Origin of the sequence: Rhizobium sp. R711 (assembly GCF_002211365.1) — a bacterium.
GTDB lineage: Bacteria > Pseudomonadota > Alphaproteobacteria > Rhizobiales > Rhizobiaceae > Rhizobium.
This window is the reverse complement of sequence record NZ_LOKZ01000023.1, coordinates 79,776-102,967: the sequence shown is the minus strand read 5'-3', so window position 1 is coordinate 102,967 and position 23,192 is coordinate 79,776. Positions and strand designations below refer to the sequence as shown.

The following is a 23,192-nucleotide window of genomic DNA, read 5'->3' as shown; positions in this document are numbered from 1 at the left end:
GTCGCGATCGCTAGTGCGGCTTTCTGTCCGGCAAGGTCTCGGCGGGCACGACGATGCCCGCATAATGAACCGGGACATCTTTTCGATCGCGAAAGCACCGGCCAAACGCGCAAACGGCGACATAGATCCCATCCTGGTTCAGGACGCGGTAGTTCTGCACCGTTGGATGCTGCGCAACGATGGCGTCGTTGATCTGTTTGGCGAGAACCGGTGCATCCTGAGGGTGAATGCGCTCCATATAGGTCTGTAGCGGCAGGCCGTGTTCTGTTTCGTCGGGTTCGAGCCCAAACAACTGCGCAAGCGCGCTATCGGCGTAGACGAGGTTGCTGCGCAGGTCCCACGTAAACAATCCTGCATCCGGCATCGGCTCGTCTGAGATCTGCGTGGTAAACAGATGATCGCCTTCGGGTATCATGGCCGCTCCTCAAAGACCGCTATGAGGAGAAGATGGTGCAGTCCGTATTCTTCCGCAAGTTGGCACTTCTCAGTAGTCGGGCTCTTCCCAGAGGTTTAGTTCGCACTACCGACACCCGAATTCGGGCGAGCATAGATTTCATTGAGGGTCGAAAGGATCTTCCTGACGCCGTAGTGGGTTGTCGAATAGTAGATTGTCTGGGCGTCACGTCGCGTTTTTACGATGCTGCCCGCACGCAGCCTCGCCAGATGCTGCGACAGAGCCGACTGCGAGAGACCGACTCGTTTGGCGAGTTCGCCTACGTTCAATTCATTGTCCAGGAGGAGGCAGGCAATCAGGAGCCTTTTTTCGTTTGCCAGAAGTGCAAGCAGTCTTGCCTCTTCATGGAAGTTTGTATTGCTGCGCATTTCGGGATTTCACCTTACTTCAAAAACTCGTGCTTACTTAAACGTAAGATGGCGAGATTGCCATGGTAATCTGATCGAGATTGATCGACTTTAGGTGAATAGGCGTCCGTTGTTGGCCAACCGTGATTGCGGTGAATTCGCAGCGGCCACGGCCCTGCGTATGCGCGCGTGCAATCGTCCAAGTTTGAGATTTCCATGATCATGGTTGTCTGGCGGGCAGACCTCGGCCGGCCACTCTTGCAAAAAGCGGCATTGGGGGAGGCTCGTCGAAGGACAGGGGCTACCTCGAAACAAAGTACAATGCTGCGCTGCCCAAAAGCAGTCACATTGGTCGTTTGCAGCTTTTTTTGGCGGCGCAGCTTGACAATTCAGCGCCGATACAGCTTCCTATTAAAATCCAATAAAACGGACATGTGTCCGGAATATTGGACAAAGGCAAAATGTTCGCAAGGGGAACACCATGACATCTTCTTTTCGTGTCGGCCTGATCGCTTTGGCCGCAGCCACAATCCTTTCCAGCCCGGTTCTCGCGGACGGCAGCAAGCTCGACGAGGTGCTTGCTCGCGGTCACCTCGTCATGGGGACGGGCAGCACCAATGCGCCCTGGCACTTCAAGAGCGCCGATGACAAGCTCCAGGGATTTGACGTCGATATGGGTCACATCATCGCAAAGGCTCTCTTTGGCGACCCCGAGAAGATCGAGTACGTCAACCAGTCCTCAGACGCCCGCATTCCGAATATCACCACCGACAAAGTCGATATCACTTGCCAGTTCATGACGGTGACGGGTGAGCGCGCCCAGCAGATCGCCTTCACGATTCCGTACTACCGCGAAGGTGTCGGCCTGATGCTGAAGGCTGATGGCAAGTATGCCGACTACGCCGCGCTTAAGGCTGCCGGCTCGTCGGTGACAATTTCGGTCCTGCAAAATGTTTATGCGGAAGCGATGGTTCATGCCGCGCTTCCGGAAGCGACCGTCGACCAGTACGACTCCGTGGACCTGATTTATCAGGCATTGGAATCCGGCCGTGCCGATGCCGTCGCCACAGACCAGTCCTCGCTGGCGTGGTACATGACCCAGAACCCCGGCAAGTATAAGGATGCGGGCTTCGGCTGGAATCCGCAGACCTATGCCTGCGGTGTCAAGCGCGGCGACCAGGATTGGCTGAATTTCGTCAACACCGCCCTTCACGAAGCCATGACCGGCGTCGAATTCGATGCCTATGCCAAATCGTTCAAAACCTGGTTTGGCAAGGATCTGACGCCTCCGCAAATCGGCTTCCCGGTCGAATACAAGTAACTGGCCCAAGGGAGCGGGTCCCATCCCGCTCCCGCTTCTGGAGGGGCGGCCTGCAATGGGTTATACGCTGAATTTCGCTGCAGTCTGGCGCAACTTCGATTTCCTGCTTAGCGGCTTGATGTTGAGCCTTGGATTGGCGGTGATCTCGATCTTGATCGGGGCTTTCCTCGGTCTTTTTGTCGCTTTCGCGTTGCTTTCGAAGAACCGCCTCGCCGCCGTGCCGGCGCGCTCCTATGTCACGGTGATCCGGAATCTGCCGATCCTCGTGCTCGTCCTGTTTGCGTTCTTTGCGCTGCCTCAGATGGGCTTCCGGCTCGACAAGATAAAGAGCTTCGTCCTGGTTCTGTCGCTCTACTCGGGAGCGTATCTGGCGGAAGTTTTCCGCGCTGGCCTTCTGTCGATTCCAAAGGGATTGACGGAAGCCGGAATGGCGATTGGCCTGACGTCGATGCAGATACGCACCTCGATCATAGCGCCACTGATGATCCGCAACGTTCTGCCTTCGTTATCCTCGACAATCATCTCTCTCTTCAAGGACACATCGCTTGCAGCAACGATCGCCGTGCCCGAACTGACGTTCGCAGCGCGCAAGATCAACGTCGAGAGCTTCCGTGTCATCGAGACGTGGATGGTCACATCTGGTCTCTACGTCGTCACCTGTTTCCTCATTGCCGCCCTGATGCGCCTTGTCGAGCGGCGTCTGGCGTTGCCGAGGTAAACCAATGTCTCAAACTTTTCTCGATCAACTTTGGATCGCTCGCCATGTCATCCTGAATGGTGTCGCGATGACGGTATCGATCTCCTTCCTGGCCATTCTCGCAGGCTCGGTGCTCGGGGTATTCGTAGGTCTGGCCCTGGTTTATGGAAGCGGTGCGCTACGCCTGATCGTGAGAGCCTATACGGACGTGATCCGCGGCACACCGGTTTTGGTCCTCGTCCTCGCCAGCTACTACGTCTCGAGCGCCGTGGGCATCGCATTGGGACCGTTCGCAGCGGGCGTTCTGGCGCTGGCGATATTTTGTTCGTCGCACGTCGGTGAGATCGTTCGCGGTGCCCTGCAGGCCATCCCGAAGGGGCAGACCGAAGCGGCAAAAGCAATCGGTCTGACGTTCACGCAGACTTTCACCTCCGTCCTGTGGCCCCAGGCCCTGCGCCAGTGCCTGCCAGCCTGGGTCAATACGGCGGCGGAAATGGTCAAGGCTTCGACGCTCCTGTCGGTTATCGGTGTAGCGGAACTGCTGCTGCGCACGCAGGAGATCATCTCCCGTAACTTCATGAGCCTGCAGTTCTACTTCCTGGCAGGGGCCCTCTATTTCGTCGTCAACTTCGGTATCGAGCGTTTGGGCAAATTCGTCGAACGCAAGACTGCCCTTCCATCCTGAGGAGGCCGATCGATGGCCAAGACAATGCTTGAAATCAAGGGCCTGCGCAAAACTTACGGCCAACATGAGGTTCTCAAAGGCGTCGACTGCTCCGTGCAGGAAGGCGAGGTCATTTCGATCATCGGCTCGTCCGGCTCGGGCAAGACCACGATGCTGCGTTGCGTGAACATGCTGGAGGAATTCCAGGGCGGCACGATCAGCCTCGATGGGGAAGAGATCGGCTACCACGTCGAAGGATCGACGCGTCGGCGCAAGACCGAGAAGGAGATCGCCCGCCAACGCGCGCTCACCGGGATGGCTTTCCAGCAGTTCAACCTGTTCCCGCACATGACTGCAGCGCAAAACGTCATGCTTGGCCTCATCAAGGTCAAGAAGATGCCGAAAGCCGAAGCGCGCCTGATCGCCGAGCGGTGGCTCGACCGCGTCGGGCTATCGGCGCGAGCCAATCATTACCCGGGCCAACTTTCCGGTGGTCAGCAACAGCGTGTGGCAATTGCTCGTGCAATCGCAATGTCACCTCGCCTGATGCTGTTTGACGAAGTGACCTCGGCTCTTGATCCCGAACTGGTGGGGGAAGTGCTGCAGGTGATCAAGGGTCTCGCGGCCGATGGCATGACCATGTTGCTGGTTACACATGAGATGCGTTTTGCCTACGAAGTGTCGTCGCGCGTCATCTTCATGAACCAAGGGGTCATCTGCGAGGAGGGTGACCCAAAGGAGATGTTCGTCAGGCCCAGGACGGAGCGCCTGACTGAATTCCTCAAGACCTCCAGCTTCAACTAGAAAAGAAAGTGAAAAGAATGACGATCAAGCGTTATGGGGCAGGTGAAACAGGCGCGGGCGGACAACCACTTCCCTTCGCTCGGGCAACTGAAGCAGGCGGCTGGCTATATGTGTCCGGACAGGTCCCCATGGAGAAAGGCGAGATCGTCGGTGGCGGAATCGTTGCCCAGGCTCGCAAGGCGATCGAGAACCTGATTGCCATTCTCAATGAGGCGGGCTACAGCCTTGAGGACGTCGTACGCGTGGGCGTGTGGCTCGATGATCCGCGGGATTTCTGGAGCTTTAACGGCGTGTATGCCGACTATTTCGGCCAAAACCCTCCGGCGCGCGCTTGCGTCCAATCACGCATGATGGTCGACTGCAAGGTCGAAGTCGACTGCGTGGCTTATCGCGCGGACCGCGCCTAATATCGGAGAGAAGTATGGCTGAGGCTGGTGTCGACACAGTATCGCGGCGCACCCGAGGACTGGATCGTGCCTTCGAGATCCTCGAGTTTCTGCGCATCAGGCGCCAGCCCATGCGGCCGAACGAGATCGCTGCCGAAATCGGCGCGCCGCGCTCTTCGGTCTACGAGCTCGTCAACCTGTTGCTCAGCCATGGCATGCTTGATTACTATCAGGACGACGGCCGGGTCTATCTCGGTCGCCGGCTCTATTTCCTCGGCACCGCCTATGCCGAGCAGTTCGATCTGATGCGCGAATGCGAGCGCATGCTGATCCGCCTCGCAGAGGAAACCCGGGAGACGGCACAGATGTGCGTCCTCGAGGGTAGGAAGTATACGGTGGCCATGATGCGGGAAGGCATCCGTCCGTTCCGCATTTCCTCGAATGTCGGCGAACTTGTCTCGATACCCTGGACGGCCTCGGGGCGACTGCTCGTATCGCACCTTTCCGACAGCCAGATCCTTGATCTCATTCCGGCCGACGACTTCGTCCTGCCGAACGGCAGGCGGCTCGATCCGGCCGACTTCATCCGCCAGGTCCGCGATGCGGCGCAAGACGGCTATTTCACCTTCAACAGCGAAGTCGAGAACTTTACCCATTGCTTCGCCGTGCCGATCCATCAGGCGGACGGCGCATGCATCGCGACGCTTTGCTTGGTCGCGCCGCGCGAAGATGGTTTGCGTAATCGGGCGAGCTACCTTGAGAGCCTTCTCGACGCGGCCTCGGAAATATCCGAGAAGCTCGGCTATTCACGCAATTCAAACCGGCGTGTTGCGCGCTGAGCTGGTGGCCTGGGAAAAACCGAGGTCAACGCGGCGGCGTCCTGAAGCTCAGACGGCAAGCTTTGACAACCTGTTTCCAAGGTTGCGATAAGCGGCGGCTGGATGCGGCGCCTGCAGGCGGGGACCTTCGCCTTTCAGCTTTTCGCGAAGGGTTCCCTGTCTATACTCGGCCTTGTAGACGCCGCGTTTTTGCAGTTCCGGCACCAGCAGTTCGACCGCGTCCTCGAAACTCTCCGGAGTTATTGCGTATGCAAGATTGAAACCGTCGACGTCGGTTTCCTCGACCCATTCCTGCATCAGGTCCCCGACCGTCGACGGTGAGCCGACGAAGACCGGCCCGAAGCCGCCGACACCGACCCAGTCAGCCATTTCCCGCACGGTCCATGCCTTGCTCGGATCGATCGTTGTGAACGTCTCGACGGCAGACTGCACGGCATTGGTATGGCGGTGGCGCAGCACTTCGTCGGGCCCGAACTGGCCGAAGTCGATCCCCGTCCAACCGGAGATCAGCGTCAGCGCGCCCTCGAAGGATGCATACTGCCGGTATTCCTTGAATTTGCGCTGCGCTTCGGCGTCGGTCTCGCCAAGGACGACCGTCTGCAGATTGAAGGCAAGGATTTCGCGAGGGTTGCGGCCGGCCCGCTCGGCGGCCTCACGGACATTGGCGACATAGCGCTTGAGCACGGCTTTCGATGGCGCGGCAACAAAAATGCACTCCGCATGAGCACCAGCGAAGTCCTTGCCGCGACTGGAGGCGCCCGCTTGATAGAGCACTGGTGTACGCTGGGGCGAGGGCTCGCTGAGATGGATCCCCGGCACTGTGAAATGCTTGCCCGAATGACCGATGGGATGCACTTTCCGCGGATCGGTAAAGACCCCTTTCTGACGGTCCCTTACGACGGCGTCTTCCTCCCAGCTGCCTTCCCAAAGCTTGTAGCAGACCTCGAGATATTCCTGCGCAAGATCGTAGCGATCGTCGTGGTTCGTCTGTGCGGGCTGGCCGACATTCAGCGCGCCGCTGTTAAGGTAGGAGGTGACAATGTTCCAGCCCACACGGCCCTTCGTCAGGTGGTCGAGCGTCGAGATCCTGCGCGCAAAGGTGTAGGGGTGCTCGAAGGAGAGCGATGCCGTCAGGCCGAAGCCGAGGTGTTCGGTCTCGTAGGCCATGGTCGGGATGAGCTGCAGTGGATCGTTGACAGGCACCTGAGCCGAATGGCGCAGCGCCGCATCGACGTTTCCGTTTAGCACGTCGTAGACACCGAGCACGTCGGCGATGAAGAGCCCATCGAACTTGCCGCGTTCCAAGGTCTTGGCAAGATGGACCCAGTAATCGAGATCCTTGTAGGTCCAGGATTTGTCGCGTGGGTGGCGCCAGAGGCCGGGCGACTGGTGTCCGACGCAGTTCATGTCGAAGGCGTTCAGCCTGATTTCTCGGCTCATGTCAGAGTTCCTGCATTCGATTAGTTCGGCCGCGTTCACGCGCTGACCGCTTTCCTGTTGATGAAGCTGAAGGCCAGCACTGCGAATATGAGGCTGCCGGTGAAGACCTGCTGCCAATAGAAACTCAGTCCGGTCAGAAGCAGGCCGTTGGCGACGACGCTAAGAAGCAGAACACCGAGTACGGTACCGGCGACATTCGGCCGTCCAAATGGCGAGAAAGTTGTCCCGATGAATGTGGCGCCAATGGCATTCAGCAGGAAAGCATTGCCTGAGGAGGGGATGTAGACCGTGACTGTCGATGTCAAAATGATGCCGGCGATTGCCGCGACCGTGCCCGCAAGAATGAAGATAACGGCGACATGCGAGCCAAGGCCGATGCCGGAATAGCGCACGACGCTCGGCTGGATCCCGATCGAGAGCACCACCCGCCCGAAACGGGTGAGGGAAAACAGCACGGCGGCGCCCGCCATGACGGCCACCGCGACCAGCAGTGAAACGGGGATGCCGGCAATCGTTCCGTGGCCCAGGCAACGCAAGGCATCTGGGACGCCGGTTGGCGGTAGGTAGACAGGGTTGCCGCCATTCGTCAGCAGCTGCTGGATACTGCGGCCGATGAATAGGGTGCCAAGCGTTGCCAGGAACGGCGAGACGCCGATCGCGCAGATGAGGATCGCGTTGAAGGCTCCAACCAGGGCGCCGGCCAAAAGGGCTGTAAGCAGCGCCAGAGCCACGGGCTTTCCAGCAAGGACCAGCGATACAAAGGCGAAGCTTGCAAAGTCGGCTGCCGTGCCGACCGACAGGTCGATCCCGCCGGCGGATACCGCAAGCGTCATGGCAATCGAGACGATGGCAAGAAGCGTGACGTTGTTGACGAGAATGCTCTGCAGATTGCCTGGCGTCAGGAAGCTCGGAGCGGCAGCAGAGAAGATCGAGAAAACGCTGACGAGGGCCAATATCAGGCCGTACCGGGAGAGCCTGGCGAGCGGTCGTCCGGCGGGATTAGGGGCAGACACGGTCAGATCTTTCGTTTGCGCAGCAGCGTCGTGGCGGAGACGACGATGAGGATCAGGAGACCCTGCACGCCGCTGACGAGGGTGCTCGGAAGGTTCAGAAGCTGGAAGCCGTTGACGAGGAAGCCAACGAAGAGCGCCGATAGCAGCGTGCCCGTGATGGTCGGCACAAGGCGGCGCGAGAACACCGAACCAAGCAGGGCGGTGACGACAACGGGCAAGAGCATTTCGCCCGAACCAGTCGTACTGCCGCTGAGGTAGGACACCGAGAGGATACCGGCAAGGCCGCCGCAAAGACCGCTTGCGATAAACGCACCGGCGACAAGACGCTTGAGGGGAAGGCCCGCCGCACGGGCTGCGTCCGGAAATTCACCGACCGCATAAAGCCGCAGGCCGAGCGGCGTATACTGGATGACAGCTGTCACAAACGCGGTGAAGCCGATGAGAATATAGGCGAGGATGGGCACGCCGAAGGGGTCGGACGTCGAAATCGCGGTCAGTACGTCGGTGGAGGCCGGTATCACGGTATTCTCGGTCAGAACCAGTTCAAGGCCGGCGACAACATTCATCACGGCAAGCGTTGCCAGAAGCGGCACGATGCCAGCTAGCACCACCGCGGCAGCGTTGACGGCACCGATAGCAAGCCCGGTGAGGATTGCGCCTGCGGCGGCAGTCGCATCGCCGTAGCCGAGCCGAAGGAGCGAGGCGTAGAGCGCTGCACTGAGGCCCATATTGGCGGCAAGCGAGAGATCGATGCCGCCAGTGACGACGTTTGAACCGCCGGCAATCAGCACAATCGTCCAGCCGATCGCAAGAACGCCTGCGATGGCCGACTGACCGAGAACATTGCCAATGTTGCCGATCGAAAGGAAATAGGGGGCCGTGAGCGAGAAGGCGACAAGAATGGAGGCGAAGACGAGCAACGAGCCGAAGCGAAGGGCTGCGGCTGCAAGATTGCCCTTCGATCTTTGCGTGTTGCTGTCGGCAACGGCACTCAGGGAAGCGAACTGAATATCAGCCGACATGGCAAACCCCTTCCGAAACGCCTGTCGATGCCGCCAGCACTTCATCCGTTGTGGTATCCGAGGAGACGAGTTCGCGCACGACGCGGCCCCGGAAGAAAACGAGGATCCGATCGGTAATGCCGACAAGCTCGGGCAGATCAGACGACAACACGATGACGCCGGCACCGCCGGCGGCCAGCTCTCCAATCAGTGCGTAGATCTCCACTTTTGAGCCGATATCGACGCCCACCGTCGGTTCGTCCAGGAGATAGATTTCGGATCGCCGGCTCAGCCATTTGGCGATTGCGACCTTCTGCTGGTTGCCCCCCGAAAGCGTGCGTACCAGAGCCTCGCGCCCGGTGGTCTTGATCTGCAGCCGCCGGATGTGATCGTCGGTGTCCGAGCGTTGGCGCTTCCGCTTCAGGAAGCCGAAACGGGTATATCGGGCAAGGCTCGATAGCGTGATATTCTCGCAGAGACTGAGATCAAGACCCACTCCATGACCACGGCGATCCTCCGGCACCAACGCGATGCTTCGTTTGACGGCTTTGGTGGGGCTTTTTAACTGCGCAGACGTGTTGTCTATTTCGATCGTGCCGGACGCCGGCTGTTCGAGCCCGAAGAGCGTTCGGATGAGATCCTTGGCTCCGGATCCAAGCAGGCCGGTGACGCCAAGCACTTCGCCGCGACGCAACGTAAAGCCCACATTGTCATAACGGTTCTGTGCCGAAAGAGCCTCGACCCTGAGGATCTCAGCGCCCGGCCCGACATGTGACTTGGGGAACATCTCGGTGATGTCGCGCTCGATCATCAGGCCGGTGATGGCCTTCGCCGAGGTTTGAGCCATCTCCAGCGAGGCGACGTCTAGCCCGTTGCGCAGTATTGTCAACTGGTCGCATAGTTCCTCGATCTCGTTAAGATAGTGGGAGATATAAATGATGGTGACGCCCTCAGCGCGAAGGCGTCGGATCAGCCGAAAAAGCGTTTCGGCTTCACGACGCACCAGCGCGGCCGTCGGCTCGTCGAAGACGAGTACTTTCGGTTGGTTGAGCAGGGCGCGGGTAATCTGCACGATCTGCCGTTCGGCGGTGGAAAGCTCGCTGATCAGGGCATCTTTCGGCAGCCGCACTCCGAAATAATTGAGAAGGGTTTCGTCTGCTCTTTGCTGCATGGCACGGCGATCAAGAAAGGGCGTACCGGCTAGGCGCGCTTCGCGGCCGAGAAAAAGCGCTTCTCCGACGGTGAAGGTCGGCACCAGCAGCCGATCCTGATGGATGAAATGGATGCCAAGCTCTTCGCACAGATGCGGGGTCAGGCTTTCATAGCTGCGCCCTTCGACTTCGATGCGCCCTTCGTCCGGCCGATGCAGGCCGGCAAGGATCTTGACGAGTGTCGATTTGCCGGCCCCGTTCTGGCCCACGAGGCCGTGCACGGTGGCACGTCGCACGGCAAGCGAGGCGCCTTTAAGCGCCTGCGCGCCTCCAAAGCCTTTTACGATCCGGTCAAAACGAATGATGTCGTCGTGCCCGGCTTGTTCAGCAGCAGCAGGTGCGGTCATGTTGTTCGCTCTTCACAGGATAAAAATGCGATGTGGCCTGGCCGCACCGCGAGACAGGTATCAGCCGATGCCGAGCCTCTTGGTGATCTCACCGACATTCTGCTTGTTTGCGAGAAGAGCCGGAACGTAGGTTTCGCGTGGCAGTGTTTGTCCGGCAAGCAGCTTGGCGACGTTGCGGATGGCGACGCGCCCGATCTCTGCTGGCTGCTGGGCGGCGTCAGCACCTGCCGGAGATTTGGGGTCGGCAACGAGCTGCAGAACCTCGGGACTGCCGTCGACGCCGTAGGTTCTAATCTCGTTGCGACCGGCCGCGGCAATCGCCTGCGTTGCGCCGAGCTGCGGAATATCCCAGGCCGACCAGACGGCCTTGATCGAACCCTTTTGCGGATATTTGTTGAGGATCGCAGTGATCTGGGTGAACGCGTCCTGGACGGTGTTGGGAATGACGTCGCGCAGTTCCGGTTGAAGAATCTTCACCTTCGGGAAGTACTTGATGACGTTGACCAGCTGGTCGTAGCGGATGGCACACGGCGTTACGCCGTAAAAGCCATTGAAGACGAGGATGTTGCCTTCCCCGCCGATGTCGGACACAAGTTGGAGGGCGAGATCCTTGCCGATACCCCAGTTGTCCGAGGTCGTGTTGTTGAGCGAATTGGTCGAACCGACATCGACGGTCAGCACTGGAATGCCGGCGTCGCCAGCCTTCTTCAGCCACGGGTCAATGACGCTGAGCGTGCCGAGAATCTGCACCAGCGCATCCGGTTTCTGTGCCACCAGCGTCTGCAGCTGAGCAACCAGCTTGCCGTCGTTGCGACCGGCATCGACGGCAATCGGCTCACCGCCAAGCCGCTTCACCTCTTCGATCTGGGCGTTGTAGACCTGCAGATCGAAATAGTGGTCTGTGCCGGTAGCGCTGATCGCGACGCGCTTGCCTTTCAGCGAAAGCCCGTCTTCCACAGCGCTGGCTGATGACGAAGCAAAAACGCCAGCGCCTGCAAATGTTGCTCCGGCGACCGCCGCAAGCTTCAAGATCTCGCGGCGGCCGAAGCCGGATACAGTTTCTTCGGTCATGGAAATAGCCCTCTCGTTGTTAATCCACAAAATATATGGATTTAAATAATTAAGGAGGAACGTCATTCCAAAAGCACACCCTGTCGGGAAAATTTCGGAAGGCCGCAACCCGTCCTTTAGCGATCCTGGTCGCGGCCAAGGCCGTAGGTGAGTGCAAGGGCGCCGATCAGCACCGCACCCTTAACGAAGTCCTGTGTGTAATAGGGCGCATTCAGCATCGTCAGTCCGTTCAAGAGCACACCGACGAAGACGGCCCCCACCAGAGTTCCAATCACGTTGGGACGGCGAAGGTTGAGGACGGCAAAGCCGATCAGAGCGGCAGCCACCGCATCCATCAGCAGGGAACCGCCCGAGGAAACATCCCCACGCCCGACGCGGGCAGCGATCACGATACCGCCAAGGGAGGCAAGCGCGCCTGAAATCACATAGGCAAACGTCTTCAACCGCGCGGGCGATGCGCCCGCCAGCCGGGTCGCCACTTCGTTGCCGCCGGTTGCAAACAGCAAGCGGCCGATGCGGGTGCGCTCGGTGAGGATGAAAAGAACAAAGGCCACAAGCCCCATCAGCAGGACCGAGACGGGCAAGGTGCCGAGGACGCGGTAACGACCGATGAGGAGAAAGGCTGGATCATAGGCGCCTGCCGTCTTCGAGCCATCCGGCAGAACCAGACCGGCCGAGATCGAGCGGCCTGCCGTCGGAATGAGCTGCAAGCCGGACAAAAGGAACATGGTGGCAAGCGTCGCCAGCAGATCTGGTACACGCAGGCGTACGATCAGGACCGCGTTGATCAGTCCGATTGCAGCACCGAAGGTCAGCACAAGCGGTACCGTCGCAAAGGCATCAAGCTGCCAGACGATCATGGCGTAGCTTGCCGCCATGACGCTCGAGGCGGCGATGGCGCCGATCGAGAGATCGAAGCCGCCGACAGCCAATGTGACCGTGACGCCGGCTCCGAGGATCGCGACGACGGAGACTGCCTGCAGGATGCTCATTAGATTGGCGATGGTGATGAAGGCTGGCTGCGCGATTGCAAAGCCGACAAGCATAAGGCCGAGCAAGATGAAAACCGCGCCCGAGCGCAGAATGGCGCCGGCGCTGCGGTCACCTCGATGATTGTCTCCGGGCCTGTCTGCTTCTTTTGACAGGCCAGTCTCACCGATCATCGTCATGCGTGTTCCCCTGAATTGGCTTTGTTGGCGGTCGCGATTGGCTGCAGAGTATGGCGATCGATGCTCAGGATCCGATCGGCGACCTCGTAGGCCTCCTCCTCATCGCAGGTTGCGATCAGTGTGGCGCGGTCGTTGCTGGCTCGCAGCGCTGCAATGATATCGCTGCGCGCGCCGACATCGACGCCCTGGAAAGGCTCGTCAAGAAGAAGCAGTCGGCTTGGTTCGGCCTGCCAGCGGGCGATCACGGCTTTCTGCTGGTTGCCACCGGAAAGGCTCCAGACGGAGGCGAACGGATCCGAAGCCTTGATGCCGAGACGGGAAATTGCCTGCCCTGCCTCGCGCCGTTCGCGCTCGCTGATGAGAAAGCCCCAGCGATACCATTTCTTCAGATGCGGAAGGCTGATCGTGGCCGCAAGCGACTGCCCCGGCCAACCGGCGGGCATCAAGGATGAGCGGTGGCGGTCTTCCGCAGCCATTGCGACGCCAGATGCAATCGCCTCTGCCGGTGATCTCGGCGCATGCGGTTGCCCGTCGAGCAGCATCTTGCCGCCTGCCAGCGGGCGCACGCCGAAGATGGCCGACAGCAGCCGGCTCTTGCCGACACCAAGTGCCCCGGTGACTGCGACGACCTCTCCTTCCCGGATCGCCAGATCAAAGGGCACGCTTGTCGGCATAAGTCGCGCGTTACGCATCTCAAGGACCAGCCCTCCAGCCTGGCGGCGCGCGTCTGGACGTGCCGCTTGCAGTCGACGGCCGATCATCGCCTCGATGGCGCTCGTGAAGTCGATCGGTCGGCCAAAGCTGCGGACCACCCGGCCGCCGCGCATGACAAGGGCTCGATCTGCGACGGCTTCGAGGTCGGCGGTGCGATGGGATATGTAGAGGATCGCACGCCCCGTTGAACGCAGTTGCCGGAGTATATCGAATAGTCGTCGGCTTTCGTCGCCAGAAAGACCGGCAGTCGGCTCGTCGAGGATCAACAGATCAGCCCTGCCCGAGAGTGCGCGAGCGATGGCCACAAGCTGGCGATCCGCCGCAAGTAGATCGCCGAAGTCGCGATCGAGCGGCAGCGAAAAGCCCGCAGCATCGAGCATTGCCTGCGCCTGGCGACGCAGGCTGCTGCGCGAGACGAAGAACGGTGTACTGGGTTCGGCGAAGCGATGCAGGAGCAGCGCATCCGCGACCGTCAGTCCCGGAGCGCCAACAATATCCGTCGATTGATGAACGGTCCCTATACCGGCACTGCTGGCCTCGGAAGGCGTACGGGGAGCGAAGGCATGCCCGTTGAGGCTGATCTTGCCACCATCTGCAGCAAGCACGCCTGACAGGATCTTTACCAGGGTCGACTTTCCGGCACCGTTAGCGCCCATCAATGCGACGATTTCTCCCCGCTCGATCGAAAGATCTAGCCCCCTCAGCGCGCGCGTGGCGCCGAAACTATGGGTGAGGTTTTCGATGTGAAGGAGTGGCATCGTGGGTACCGATCAGCTGTTGGCGGCTGATATTGGCCTGGAGGATGGGCGAACTTCCAGGCAGGCCTTTGTCGGGCAGGGCGTCCCGGTGAAACAAAGAATCTCTGGAAGACCGACAATTCGGATAAATTTGTCTACTAAAAACATAGAGTTTATAACTAACTATTTGAGCGTCGCAGAAAAACTCCCCTCCGTCAGACGACGCTTGCGATTGTTTAGAGGAATGTGACGATGAAACGTCTTGCCCGGCTGGCCCTGAGCGCTGCCATCCCACTCTTCGTCTGCGAGGCGGCCCTTGCCGGCGGCCTCGCCGGTGCGCCCGCTCCCTTCGACAAGGGCGGCGTCACGATTGCCCTGATCAGCTACATTTCCGCTGGCGACTTCTTCCAGTCCTATCAGGCAGGGGCCGAAGCGCAGGCGAAGTCGCTTGATGTCGATCTGCGTGTCTTTCCCGGCCGCCAGGATGCAGCAAAACAGCGTGAACAGGTATTGCAGGCAATCAACCTCGGCGTATCGGCCATCGTTCTCGATCACGGCCTGCCGGAATCTTTAGGTGACGTCGCCCAGCAGGCGCTCGACAAGGGCATCAAGGTCGTCGCTTTCGACGTAAATCTCGATAATCCGAAGATCCCTCAGGTCGAGCAGAGCGATCACGAACTTGCGCAACTTGCCCTCGATCAGGCGGCCAAAGACAATGGCAAGAGTTTCAAGGCCGGTTACGCCTATGTTGCCGGCTTCGCGCCGCTCGATCGGCGCAACGAGGTTTGGGAGAAGTTCAAATCGGACAATTCCGGTGTCGTGGAAAAGGCGCGGTTCGGTGTCGTCAACGATACGACAGCCACCTCGACAGCTGATCAGGCGAAGGCCGTCCTTTCCGCCAATCCCGACATCAAGGTCGTCTTCGCGCCATATGACGAATTCGCGCGCGGTGTGAAGCTGGCGGCAAATGATCTGGGCATTGCCGACAGGCTCAAGATCTATTCCGCCGATGTTTCCACTGCAGACATTCAGGAGATCACGGAAGAGGGCAGCCCCTGGGTGGCAACCGTTGCGACCAATCCTGCAGTCGTCGGGGCCGTGTCCGTTCGTACCGCGGCGTTGCAGGTCGCGGGCCAGGAAATTCCCCATCGGATCACCGTCAAGCCGACATTACTGACCCAGGAAAGCCTGCGCGCGGCCGGCGTCAAGACGATTGAGGACCTGGCGCAGAAGGTGCCTGCCTTCAGCACGAGCGACGCGGCGAGCGCAAGCTGGATTCCGGACAAGCTCTTTTAGGTCGCCCGCCTCGATCCCTCGGCGGGGCAATGATGCCCCGCCGGTGCCACCTCAAGAAACGGAGTCCGCCCCATGAGCCAGCCCAAGGTGCTTTTTGCCACCAATCGCAGTATCAGCCGAGAGGATCTATTCTCCCGCGCCGAGATCGTTTCCGCCGATCTCTCCAGGCGCGCTGCCGATCTTGATCGCGAGGGGCGCCCACCGCTTGCCGAGATCGTCAAACTCAAGAGTTCTGGCCTTTTGAATGCCCTCCATGCGTCAGAGATCGGCGGCGGCGGACTGGACTGGGTGGACGGTTTGCGGCTCACGCGCATTCTCGCACGCGGCGAAAGCTCAGTTGGCCAGCTGCTTGGCTATCACTTCGTCAACAGCCAGTACGTCTATTGGGCATTCGACGAAGCCCGCGCCCGCAGTCTAGGGGCGGAGACGACCGCCAAGAACCTGTATTGGGGAGCCGCCGTCAATCCGCGCGATCCCGGCCTTGTGCTGACGCGTCGCGGCAGCGGTTATGTGCTCAACGGTCGCAAGTCCTTCTCAACGGCGGCGCACATCTCTGATTATATCAACGCCAATGCAAGCCTGGACGATAAGATCGTTGGCTTTGCGGTTCCGACTAACCGCCCGGGCTACACCGCCAATGACGACTGGGACAATTTCGGCCAGCGCCTGTCCGACAGTGGCAGCGTCGAGTTTCACGACTTCCCCATCTACGAGGAGGATTTCGTCGACGCGCCGGGTAAAGCGTCGCCCGTGCTTGCCACTTTCAATACGCCGCTGATTCAGCTGGTCTTCGTCAATTTCTATCTCGGTACGGCCGAAGGAGCGCTGCAGGCAGCGATCGACTACGTCAAAACGACGACCCGACCGTGGGTGACGTCAGGCGTCGAGCGCGCTGCCGACGACCCCTACATTCTCGAGCGCATCGGCGAGTTTACGGCAGCGCTCAAAGCATCGGCTGCACTGGCGGACGCTGCCGCGACAGCCGTGCAGACGGGCCTTGCCAAGGGGCATCACGTGACGGAGCGCGAGCGCGGCGAAGCGGCAGCCGAAGCCTACGCCGCCAAGGTCCACGCGACCCATGTCTCGCTCGATATCACGTCGCGCGTCTTCGAGCTGACAGGTGCGCGCTCGACGGCGCAGCGATATCGGTTCGATCGATTCTGGCGAAACGTGCGCACGCACACACTCCATGACCCGGTATTCTACAAGGCCAAGGAAGTCGGTGAATTCGTTCTAAATGACAGGTTGCCCGAGGTCAGCCTCTACAGCTGAGAGGCGTCGCCTTCATGAAACGACAAACCCCATTTCGGTGTGGAAATGGGGTTCTGCTTTGACTGATCCAATTACAAGGCGCCACTTTTTGGCGGTAAGACACCGTTCAGGTGATAGTTGCCTACGACATGGTTCTTCCAACGCACCGGATCGTGCAGGGTGTGGGTTCGTGCATTGCGCCAGTGCCGATCGAGATTGAGTTCCAGCTTCACCGAAGCTGTCCCGGCCAGTTCAAAGAGGGTATTGGTGGCTTCAAGGGCGATTTCGGTCGTAAGAACCTTTGCACCCGCCACCGCAAGCGTCGCTGCCACGACCTTCTCCTCCGTCATGTCGATCTGTGCCGCGTCGACTTTACGGCCGGCCCGTTCGATCGTCGCGGCTGCCGCCTCCAGCCGAATGGCGATCTGGCCGATCCTGGCGATCGTCAAAGGATCGTCCGAGGCGCGGTCGACGCCGCTGTTTGTCCAGGGGCGAGACTTGCTGCGCACGAAATCGAGCGTTTCTCCGAAGGCGGCGCGAGCTATGCCGAGATCGATGCCGGCATGAATGATCTGTCCGACAGAGCCGATGGTCGTCGGACGCTCAAATCCTTTTTGATGATGTACGATGCAATCAGCGCGGACATGGACGTCGTCGAGAACGGTCGTGCCACTGCCGGTGACGCGCTGACCAAAGCCGTCCCAGTCGTCGATGATCTCTACACCCCCAATGCCCTTCGCCACCAAGGCCATGACCAGCTGCTCTTCCTCATTAAGCGCGAAGATCGCGATCCAGTCTGCAAACAGGACGCCCGTCGAGTAGTATTTCTGCCCGTTGATGCGGTAGCCGATGCCCTCGCGCGTGATGCGGGTATTGTAGTGGCCGACAGTCTTTGTTCCGCGCTCTGAAAGAGCATTGCCGAAGCGGTCGCCGGCAAGTGCGCGGCTGAAATAAAAGCGCTTCTGCTCTTCCGTTCCGTCGGTGCGCAGCGCCTCCAAGATGTAGAAATGGTTCTGTGGGATCTGACCGATCGATGCGTCTGCTTCGGAAAGAATGGCAGTGATCTCGGCCAACACCGAATTGGACACGTCAAGCCCGCCATACTGCTCCGGAACCGTAATGCCGAGCAGGCCGGATTGCGACAGGGCGTCGAGCTCCGCGAAAGGGAGCAACCTCTCGCGATCTCGCCTTGATGCGCTTGTCTGAAACCGTTTCGCCAGCTCCTGCGCGACAGCGATCGCCTGGTGTTCATTCTCAAGAGCAATTGCTGCGGATCGGTCCGGTACGAGGTGATGCAGTTGCGCGTTCATGGCTTACTCCCGTTCTGTTCAGCGTCACCATGCAGCATCGGGAAAGCGGCTTCGAGGCAAGACTTTTCCTATTTGGCGGCCGTGACGCCAGCGAATTTCTTAATCGATAAAATAAATAGACTTTTACCTTCGACGGGGGCGGTGGAACACGCACGCCGTTGATTAATGAATGTAGGTGATCGGCTCGTTGCTAAGCGGATGCGCAACGACGCCCATCTCGAGATCGAAGACCGATTTCACCGATGTCGCAATTCACGATCTTGGTAGGCGCACCGCATGGCAGGACGCGGCCATTCTTCAAAGCCACAATTTCATCGCTAAAGGCGGGCGGCGAGATTGATATCGTGGAGGACGACGACTGTCAGCCGGCGCTCGTGGCTGAGTTCACGAAACAGCGCCAGAACGCCATCCTGGTGCAGAACGTCAAGCGCCGAGGTCGGCTCATCGAGAAGCAGGCATTGCGCATTCTGCGCGAGCATCATGGCAATCCAGGCGCGCTGCCCTCTCGTCGCCGGACTACGGGCGACCGAGCTGTCGGCAAAACGCTTAAGACCGGTGCGGTCGATGGTTTCATCGGCCAGTTTTTGATCTTGCCGGTAAACCGGCCGAGCGTTCCATGCCAGGGAAAGCGGCCGGGCGCCACCAGTTCGCGAACCGTCATGCCGTCGGTTGTCGGCATAAAACTGCGGCATGTAGGCAATCTGACGGGCAAAGGTTCTGCCGCCCCAGCGTGCAGGCACCTCTCCTTTCAGGTCGATGGTACCCGCTGTCGGCGCGATCTGTCTTGTGCTCTTGCCGCTGCCGCTTTGCCCCACGAGTCCATAGACGCGTCCGCTCTCCAATGTCAGGTCAATCTCCGCCGCAGTAACATCATGCGCCGTGCGGCTTTCAGTCGCCTCGTTTCCGACAACGTGGGCTGCTTTGGACCGATTAGCCGGACCAAAGAGCCGGTCGCCAGCCGCGTGCGCCAGTAAGCAGCGTGTCGCATCAAGTCAGCCTGTCATTCAACTTGCTTCGGTCTGCATAAATCCTTTCGAAGCTATCTTGATTGGGCTTTCGCCTCCCCTAGCTCAATTATACAGAGCGTACGCGTGAATGGGGCTGCGCAGATTTCAGCCGAATGGAGTCCGCCATGAAACATCAGACATTGGAGCAACTGCAAAATATTGCGGATATCGACCAAACATATCCGCACCGCATCATGTCGCGAACCGAACGTCTCGAGCGCTGGGTGGAGCTTCTCGAGTTGAACCCGCATCGGCGGCTGGCGACCCTCTATCAGACGGAGCATCAGCCGACGTCAGTCTTATCGCTCCTGCGAAGTGAAAACTCGCCGATTTCGGTCGCCTTCGAAGATCCGCTCCTGCGGGCTGCCGGATTGGAAGATGACACCTACGGTCAGGCCAGAAAATTCTTCAGTCTCACCGACGGTGAACTACACAATATTCTTTGCTATTGCCATTTCGGCGCGACGGTCAACGCCGCAACGGCAGCCCATCATGTGCGCGGAATTCTCGGTGCTGAACGGCCGGGTTTATTCTCTCGCTTGCGGGCACTGTTCATATCCTGACCAGGAACGTGGTCGGGCTCGATTGGACGCCTGAGCTGTTTCGCCTTGGGCCGCCAGTTGGCGGCCTTTTTTCAAGCCTTTCGCCAGCACCAATTACTGCGCATCGTCTCCGGACAGCCCCGTCTGCTGCTCAAGATTGGCAAGGCACGCATCGTTGTGGGAGAAGCGGAGAATGCTGTAGACGGCCAACCCCGCGTCCTCGCTTCCCGAAATGGTAACGCTAGCAGATTGGGCATTTTGAAACCTTGTGCTCAGGTTGTCCCATTGCTCGAAGATCTGCCGCTCCTGGGAAATAACCGCTTCCTTGAACATTCCGTCCTTCCCGAACTTGGACGTAGCGACATGATCGATCTTCTCGTCTGCGGGACCAAATTGGGATGCGAGCAAGGAAGCAGCTTCCTTGTAGACTTGCCGCGTCGTCGTGCCACGCTGATCATCGTCGATGTAGCGAGAAACGGCAACGACGTTGCAGATCCCCATCCCGCTGACATAGGCGAGGACATATTGGTCGAATAGGTCGTTTCCGGCCGGCAAGCTGCTGCACGTATATTGTCCTGTCGTGTCCGGCTGATTGCCGTAGATCGGCTTGCAGCCGAGCGCGGAGGGCAGGGCGTCCTGTGAAACGCCGAATGGACGGAAGGTAGGAGTTGACGTCTGAGCCGGTGAAATGGACGCGGTGACGGTTGCAGTCGCCGCGAGAGCCACGGACGTCAGAATATCGATCAAGGCCATCGAATCTCTCCCGAATGAGATCGGGCAATATCACAGCATCGGGCATCGGAAACCCGGCATAGCTGTAGATAGGGTGTGGCAGGATGACTTTCCACAGCCTTTCGCCCGGGCCTGGCGTTCAGTGAGATTGCAATTCCTGCGTAGCGAGCGACATCGGATCGGGCAAACGACCGCATGGGCCTCGAGTTTTTTAAGAGCCGGCAGGTCTGCCGATGGGGGCAGAGCCAGCGATCTTACGCATATCATCGATCGCACAGGGTGTGGCAGCAAGCACAGGTCGGCCTTCGTCAGCTGTTCCCCTGAGGGAAAGGGTAAACCCTGATTTTAAGATCTGTCAAAGGCGTGAAATATGCTTTTCACCGCGGAAAGGCGACAACCAGGATGCGTTACTGGTTTTGATGTCATACTCCACGCGCGATCGCCAGGAGGCGGCCGCAGTATTATTGCCTGTTTGCCTTGATCGATCGTCGTCGTTTTATCCGTCCGGTAAGCGGACGCACGAGCACCGGAGACGATGTCTACGCCGCTCATTTGACAACTTGCAACGAATGCCACATGCGCGCAGTTCCCAATCAGTCTCCGGCGTGAGCAGAAAGCGGGACAAAGAGACCGAGCTTGACATCGCGAAGCACCACGTTGGTATGCATGCGCCGGATCTGAGGGTTTTCCGCCATGATCAGGGCTGCGATGTCGTCATAGTGCTCGACGTCACGCGCGGTGATAATTGCAATCAGATCCACGGCTCCCGTGACATAGTAGACCTGCTGGATGTGATCCTGTTTTTCCGCCCAAAGCCGGAATTTCGCCAGTGCGTCGTAATTGTCCCGTTCGATTTCCATGCCGACGATGAACACCATGGGCGTGCCGGTCGCCTTGCGCTCGACGATCGCAACCTCGGCCTTGATGACCCCCTCTTCGCGCAGGCGCTTCAGCCGCCGTTGAACCGCCGAGGTCGAAAGGCCGACCTCTTCGGCAATGCTCTCGGCCGTGAGCTGGCAGTTGCGCTGGACGAGCTCGAGAATGTCGCGATCAAAGTGATCCGGTTTTTCCAATTTTGTCTCCTTCGACGATCGAGCCACAAACTGTTTCGTTCATTCTATCCGAAAACCCGCAATGAGAAGAGATTTTTGCGCACAATATGCAATTTGGTCTGGCTTTGCGCGCAAAAATCGCGAACTTTCGAGATATTCTGCCCAGATTGCTTATGGAATTGTGAATGACAGAACCGTCCTCCCAGGCACTGCGTGTCGATGATCTACACAAGAGCTTCGGCTCGCACGAAGTCCTCAAGGGCGTTTCGGCCAAGGCATGTCGGGGCGACGTGATCTCAATCATTGGTTCATCCGGATCGGGAAAGAGTACTTTTCTGCGCTGCATCAATCTGCTGGAGGTTCCCGACCGCGGTCGTATCGTCGTGAATGGGGAGGAAGTCGTCTGGAAGCGGAGGCATCAGGGGCAATTGCAGCCAAAGAGCTGGCGACAGATCGAGCGTATGCGCGTTGGCCTCGGCATGGTCTTCCAGAGTTTTAATCTTTGGGCACACAAGACAGTGCTCGAAAACATTATCGAGGCTCCTGTTCATGTCCTTGGCGTTGCGCGCCGGGAGGCGATCGAGAAGGCAGAAGCGCTCCTCGCCAAGGTAGGTCTTTACGACAAGCGCGATGCTTATCCCGCTTTTCTCTCCGGTGGCCAACAGCAAAGAGCGGCGATTGCCCGTGCACTTTGCATCGAGCCGTCCGTGATGCTCTTCGACGAGCCGACGTCCGCACTCGACCCGGAGCTGGTCGGCGAAGTGCTCAAAGTCATACGCGACCTCGCCGAGGAGGGGCGAACCATGCTGATCGTTACCCACGAAATGCGTTTTGCGCGCGATGTCTCGAGCCACGTCCTCTTCCTTCACCAGGGGCGGATCGAGGAAGAGGGACGCCCGGAGCAGATCTTCGACGCTCCCCTTAGCGCGCGCTGCCGCGAGTTCACCGGCATGCTGACCCGTTGATCCCTGGCGCTTTCACTTACAACAACATCAGGAGAAAATTGAAAATGAAACTGCTCCCCATGCTTCTTGCCAGCGCTGCGCTGGCTTGTTCGGCCATCACCGCTCAGGCTGAGGTCCGTTTTGGCATCATGAACGAATCTTATCCGCCATTCTTCGCCAAGGATGCCTCCGGCCAATGGCAAGGCTGGGAAATCGACCTTATGAATGCCGTATGCGAAGAGATGAAAGAGCAATGCAGAATTGTAGAGCTGTCCTGGGATGGCCTCATTCCCGCCCTGCAGAGCAAGAAGTTCGACGTTATCTGGTCGTCCATGTCGAACACGCCTGAGCGTTCGAAGGTCATCGATTTCACAGACAAATATTACAACACGCCCAGCACGCTGATCGGGCCAAAGGATGCAAAAGTCGGCGCAAGCGCAGACGATGTGAAAGGCAAGACCATCGGCATCCAAGTCTCCACCATTCAGTCGGACTACTTCAAGAAGTATTTTGCCGGTGTCGCAGACGAGAAGACCTATCAGACGCTCGATGAGGCGTTCCAGGACCTCGCTGCCGGACGCATCGATTTCGTATTTGGCGATTCGCTTGCGCTCGATGCCTTCCTGAAAAGCGATAGCGGCAAGGATTGCTGCGGCAAGGCCGGTGATGTTGTAGATGACAAGGAGATTCTCGGGGCAGGGGTGTCCGGCGGCCTACGCAAGGACGAGGCCGAGCTGAAGGCAAAGCTCAACGCCGCGATCGCTGCGGTACGCGCCAGCGGCAAGTACGACGAGATCACCAAGAAGTACTTCGACTTCGATATCTACGGCGCAAAGTAGGCGG

24 protein-coding genes are annotated in these 23,192 nt (G+C 59.1%); 11 read left to right on the top strand and 13 right to left on the bottom strand.

The window, feature by feature from the left end:
* Positions 1 to 10: 10 nt before the first annotated feature.
* Both ATY80_RS18695 and ATY80_RS18690 read right to left on the bottom strand, forming a co-directional pair.
* Complete coding sequence (locus tag ATY80_RS18695) at positions 11 to 415, bottom strand: PAS domain-containing protein (RefSeq protein ID WP_088693841.1); 405 nt, start codon at positions 413 to 415, stop codon at positions 11 to 13.
* Between the two features lie 95 nt (positions 416 to 510).
* The gene (locus ATY80_RS18690) at positions 511 to 822 is read right to left on the bottom strand and encodes a metalloregulator ArsR/SmtB family transcription factor (RefSeq protein WP_088693840.1); all 312 of its coding nucleotides are present in this window, start codon (positions 820 to 822) and stop codon (positions 511 to 513) included.
* Between the two features lie 460 nt (positions 823 to 1,282).
* Between ATY80_RS18690 and ATY80_RS18685 the strand changes: the two genes are divergently transcribed.
* From ATY80_RS18685 to ATY80_RS18660, 6 genes are read left to right on the top strand one after another with little or no spacing between them, the layout of a single operon-like run.
* Entirely contained in the window at positions 1,283 to 2,122 is an 840-nt protein-coding gene (locus tag ATY80_RS18685; RefSeq protein WP_088693839.1) for a transporter substrate-binding domain-containing protein, read from the top strand.
* A gap of 55 nt (positions 2,123 to 2,177) precedes the next feature.
* Positions 2,178 to 2,840, top strand: coding sequence for an amino acid ABC transporter permease (locus ATY80_RS18680; protein WP_088693838.1), 663 nt, complete (start codon positions 2,178 to 2,180; stop codon positions 2,838 to 2,840).
* A 4-nt stretch (positions 2,841 to 2,844) separates the two neighbouring features.
* Complete coding sequence (locus ATY80_RS18675) at positions 2,845 to 3,504, top strand: amino acid ABC transporter permease (protein WP_088693837.1); 660 nt, start codon at positions 2,845 to 2,847, stop codon at positions 3,502 to 3,504.
* A 12-nt stretch (positions 3,505 to 3,516) separates the two neighbouring features.
* Positions 3,517 to 4,287: an amino acid ABC transporter ATP-binding protein gene (locus ATY80_RS18670; RefSeq protein WP_088693836.1), complete on the top strand. Its 771-nt coding sequence runs from the start codon at positions 3,517 to 3,519 to the stop codon at positions 4,285 to 4,287.
* Positions 4,288 to 4,304: 17 nt separating this feature from the next.
* The gene (locus ATY80_RS18665) at positions 4,305 to 4,694 is read left to right on the top strand and encodes a RidA family protein (protein ID WP_088693835.1); all 390 of its coding nucleotides are present in this window, start codon (positions 4,305 to 4,307) and stop codon (positions 4,692 to 4,694) included.
* 14 nt (positions 4,695 to 4,708) lie between these two features.
* Positions 4,709 to 5,512: an IclR family transcriptional regulator gene (locus tag ATY80_RS18660; protein ID WP_088693834.1), complete on the top strand. Its 804-nt coding sequence runs from the start codon at positions 4,709 to 4,711 to the stop codon at positions 5,510 to 5,512.
* Between the two features lie 48 nt (positions 5,513 to 5,560).
* Here the strand turns inward: ATY80_RS18660 and ATY80_RS18655 are convergent, their stop codons facing one another.
* From ATY80_RS18655 to ATY80_RS18625, 7 genes are all read right to left on the bottom strand, one after another.
* Positions 5,561 to 6,952 carry an LLM class flavin-dependent oxidoreductase gene (locus ATY80_RS18655; protein WP_088693833.1) on the bottom strand — a complete coding sequence of 464 codons (1,392 nt, stop codon included), beginning with the start codon at positions 6,950 to 6,952 and terminating at the stop codon, positions 5,561 to 5,563.
* A gap of 35 nt (positions 6,953 to 6,987) precedes the next feature.
* Positions 6,988 to 7,965 carry an ABC transporter permease gene (locus ATY80_RS18650; RefSeq protein WP_088693832.1) on the bottom strand — a complete coding sequence of 326 codons (978 nt, stop codon included), beginning with the start codon at positions 7,963 to 7,965 and terminating at the stop codon, positions 6,988 to 6,990.
* Between the two features lie 2 nt (positions 7,966 to 7,967).
* Positions 7,968 to 8,987 (bottom strand): ABC transporter permease, encoded by a 1,020-nt coding sequence (locus ATY80_RS18645; RefSeq protein WP_088693831.1) that lies wholly within the window; start codon positions 8,985 to 8,987, stop codon positions 7,968 to 7,970.
* Entirely contained in the window at positions 8,977 to 10,524 is a 1,548-nt protein-coding gene (locus ATY80_RS18640) for a sugar ABC transporter ATP-binding protein (protein WP_088693830.1), read from the bottom strand. The genes ATY80_RS18645 and ATY80_RS18640 overlap by 11 nt, the downstream gene beginning before the upstream one ends.
* A 60-nt stretch (positions 10,525 to 10,584) precedes the next feature.
* Positions 10,585 to 11,595: a sugar ABC transporter substrate-binding protein gene (locus tag ATY80_RS18635; RefSeq protein ID WP_088693829.1), complete on the bottom strand. Its 1,011-nt coding sequence runs from the start codon at positions 11,593 to 11,595 to the stop codon at positions 10,585 to 10,587.
* Positions 11,596 to 11,711: 116 nt separating this feature from the next.
* Entirely contained in the window at positions 11,712 to 12,764 is a 1,053-nt protein-coding gene (locus ATY80_RS18630) for an ABC transporter permease (RefSeq protein ID WP_088693828.1), read from the bottom strand.
* Positions 12,761 to 14,236, bottom strand: coding sequence for a sugar ABC transporter ATP-binding protein (locus ATY80_RS18625; protein ID WP_088693827.1), 1,476 nt, complete (start codon positions 14,234 to 14,236; stop codon positions 12,761 to 12,763). The genes ATY80_RS18630 and ATY80_RS18625 overlap by 4 nt, the downstream gene beginning before the upstream one ends.
* 231 nt (positions 14,237 to 14,467) lie before the next feature.
* Here ATY80_RS18625 and ATY80_RS18620 point away from each other — a divergent pair, with 231 nt between their 5' ends.
* Both ATY80_RS18620 and ATY80_RS18615 read left to right on the top strand, forming a co-directional pair.
* Complete coding sequence (locus tag ATY80_RS18620; RefSeq protein ID WP_088693826.1) at positions 14,468 to 15,511, top strand: substrate-binding domain-containing protein; 1,044 nt, start codon at positions 14,468 to 14,470, stop codon at positions 15,509 to 15,511.
* 72 nt (positions 15,512 to 15,583) lie between these two features.
* Positions 15,584 to 16,783 (top strand): acyl-CoA dehydrogenase family protein, encoded by a 1,200-nt coding sequence (locus ATY80_RS18615; protein WP_088693825.1) that lies wholly within the window; start codon positions 15,584 to 15,586, stop codon positions 16,781 to 16,783.
* 71 nt (positions 16,784 to 16,854) lie between these two features.
* On the opposite strand, the gene ATY80_RS18610 is transcribed toward ATY80_RS18615, so the two are convergent.
* Together ATY80_RS18610 and ATY80_RS18605 are read right to left on the bottom strand one after the other, a co-directional pair.
* Positions 16,855 to 18,072, bottom strand: coding sequence for an SfnB family sulfur acquisition oxidoreductase (locus ATY80_RS18610; RefSeq protein WP_088693824.1), 1,218 nt, complete (start codon positions 18,070 to 18,072; stop codon positions 16,855 to 16,857).
* A 317-nt stretch (positions 18,073 to 18,389) separates the two neighbouring features.
* A complete protein-coding gene (locus ATY80_RS18605; protein WP_189637206.1) occupies positions 18,390 to 18,914 on the bottom strand; it encodes an ATP-binding cassette domain-containing protein in 525 nt (174 codons plus the stop codon).
* A 290-nt stretch (positions 18,915 to 19,204) separates the two neighbouring features.
* Between ATY80_RS18605 and ATY80_RS18600 the strand changes: the two genes are divergently transcribed.
* Entirely contained in the window at positions 19,205 to 19,642 is a 438-nt protein-coding gene (locus tag ATY80_RS18600; protein ID WP_088694075.1) for a hypothetical protein, read from the top strand.
* Between the two features lie 93 nt (positions 19,643 to 19,735).
* On the opposite strand, the gene ATY80_RS18595 is transcribed toward ATY80_RS18600, so the two are convergent.
* Together ATY80_RS18595 and ATY80_RS18590 are read right to left on the bottom strand one after the other, a co-directional pair.
* Positions 19,736 to 20,374: a hypothetical protein gene (locus tag ATY80_RS18595; protein WP_088693822.1), complete on the bottom strand. Its 639-nt coding sequence runs from the start codon at positions 20,372 to 20,374 to the stop codon at positions 19,736 to 19,738.
* A gap of 572 nt (positions 20,375 to 20,946) precedes the next feature.
* Positions 20,947 to 21,426 (bottom strand): Lrp/AsnC family transcriptional regulator, encoded by a 480-nt coding sequence (locus tag ATY80_RS18590; protein ID WP_088693821.1) that lies wholly within the window; start codon positions 21,424 to 21,426, stop codon positions 20,947 to 20,949.
* A gap of 164 nt (positions 21,427 to 21,590) precedes the next feature.
* Here ATY80_RS18590 and ATY80_RS18585 point away from each other — a divergent pair, with 164 nt between their 5' ends.
* Both ATY80_RS18585 and ATY80_RS18580 read left to right on the top strand, forming a co-directional pair.
* Positions 21,591 to 22,370, top strand: a complete 780-nt coding sequence (locus ATY80_RS18585; protein WP_088693820.1) for an ATP-binding cassette domain-containing protein — start codon at positions 21,591 to 21,593, stop codon at positions 22,368 to 22,370.
* Between the two features lie 44 nt (positions 22,371 to 22,414).
* On the top strand, positions 22,415 to 23,188 hold the full coding sequence (locus tag ATY80_RS18580) for a transporter substrate-binding domain-containing protein (protein WP_088693819.1): 774 nt from the start codon (positions 22,415 to 22,417) through the stop codon (positions 23,186 to 23,188).
* Positions 23,189 to 23,192: the final 4 nt, after the last annotated feature.

What these genes read in the sequence shown, in the direction of transcription:
- ATY80_RS18695 (WP_088693841.1), bottom strand. Translation starts at nt 415, where the DNA reads ATGATACCCGAAGGCGATCATCTGTTTACCACGCAGATCTCAGACGAG.
- ATY80_RS18690 (WP_088693840.1), bottom strand. Translation starts at nt 822, where the DNA reads ATGCGCAGCAATACAAACTTCCATGAAGAGGCAAGACTGCTTGCACTT.
- ATY80_RS18685 (WP_088693839.1), top strand. Translation starts at nt 1,283, where the DNA reads ATGACATCTTCTTTTCGTGTCGGCCTGATCGCTTTGGCCGCAGCCACA.
- ATY80_RS18680 (WP_088693838.1), top strand. Translation starts at nt 2,178, where the DNA reads ATGGGTTATACGCTGAATTTCGCTGCAGTCTGGCGCAACTTCGATTTC.
- ATY80_RS18675 (WP_088693837.1), top strand. Translation starts at nt 2,845, where the DNA reads ATGTCTCAAACTTTTCTCGATCAACTTTGGATCGCTCGCCATGTCATC.
- ATY80_RS18670 (WP_088693836.1), top strand. Translation starts at nt 3,517, where the DNA reads ATGGCCAAGACAATGCTTGAAATCAAGGGCCTGCGCAAAACTTACGGC.
- ATY80_RS18665 (WP_088693835.1), top strand. Translation starts at nt 4,305, where the DNA reads ATGACGATCAAGCGTTATGGGGCAGGTGAAACAGGCGCGGGCGGACAA.
- ATY80_RS18660 (WP_088693834.1), top strand. Translation starts at nt 4,709, where the DNA reads ATGGCTGAGGCTGGTGTCGACACAGTATCGCGGCGCACCCGAGGACTG.
- ATY80_RS18655 (WP_088693833.1), bottom strand. Translation starts at nt 6,952, where the DNA reads ATGAGCCGAGAAATCAGGCTGAACGCCTTCGACATGAACTGCGTCGGA.
- ATY80_RS18645 (WP_088693831.1), bottom strand. Translation starts at nt 8,987, where the DNA reads ATGTCGGCTGATATTCAGTTCGCTTCCCTGAGTGCCGTTGCCGACAGC.
- ATY80_RS18640 (WP_088693830.1), bottom strand. Translation starts at nt 10,524, where the DNA reads ATGACCGCACCTGCTGCTGCTGAACAAGCCGGGCACGACGACATCATT.
- ATY80_RS18635 (WP_088693829.1), bottom strand. Translation starts at nt 11,595, where the DNA reads ATGACCGAAGAAACTGTATCCGGCTTCGGCCGCCGCGAGATCTTGAAG.
- ATY80_RS18630 (WP_088693828.1), bottom strand. Translation starts at nt 12,764, where the DNA reads ATGACGATGATCGGTGAGACTGGCCTGTCAAAAGAAGCAGACAGGCCC.
- ATY80_RS18625 (WP_088693827.1), bottom strand. Translation starts at nt 14,236, where the DNA reads ATGCCACTCCTTCACATCGAAAACCTCACCCATAGTTTCGGCGCCACG.
- ATY80_RS18620 (WP_088693826.1), top strand. Translation starts at nt 14,468, where the DNA reads ATGAAACGTCTTGCCCGGCTGGCCCTGAGCGCTGCCATCCCACTCTTC.
- ATY80_RS18615 (WP_088693825.1), top strand. Translation starts at nt 15,584, where the DNA reads ATGAGCCAGCCCAAGGTGCTTTTTGCCACCAATCGCAGTATCAGCCGA.
- ATY80_RS18610 (WP_088693824.1), bottom strand. Translation starts at nt 18,072, where the DNA reads ATGAACGCGCAACTGCATCACCTCGTACCGGACCGATCCGCAGCAATT.
- ATY80_RS18600 (WP_088694075.1), top strand. Translation starts at nt 19,205, where the DNA reads ATGAAACATCAGACATTGGAGCAACTGCAAAATATTGCGGATATCGAC.
- ATY80_RS18595 (WP_088693822.1), bottom strand. Translation starts at nt 20,374, where the DNA reads ATGGCCTTGATCGATATTCTGACGTCCGTGGCTCTCGCGGCGACTGCA.
- ATY80_RS18585 (WP_088693820.1), top strand. Translation starts at nt 21,591, where the DNA reads ATGACAGAACCGTCCTCCCAGGCACTGCGTGTCGATGATCTACACAAG.
- ATY80_RS18580 (WP_088693819.1), top strand. Translation starts at nt 22,415, where the DNA reads ATGAAACTGCTCCCCATGCTTCTTGCCAGCGCTGCGCTGGCTTGTTCG.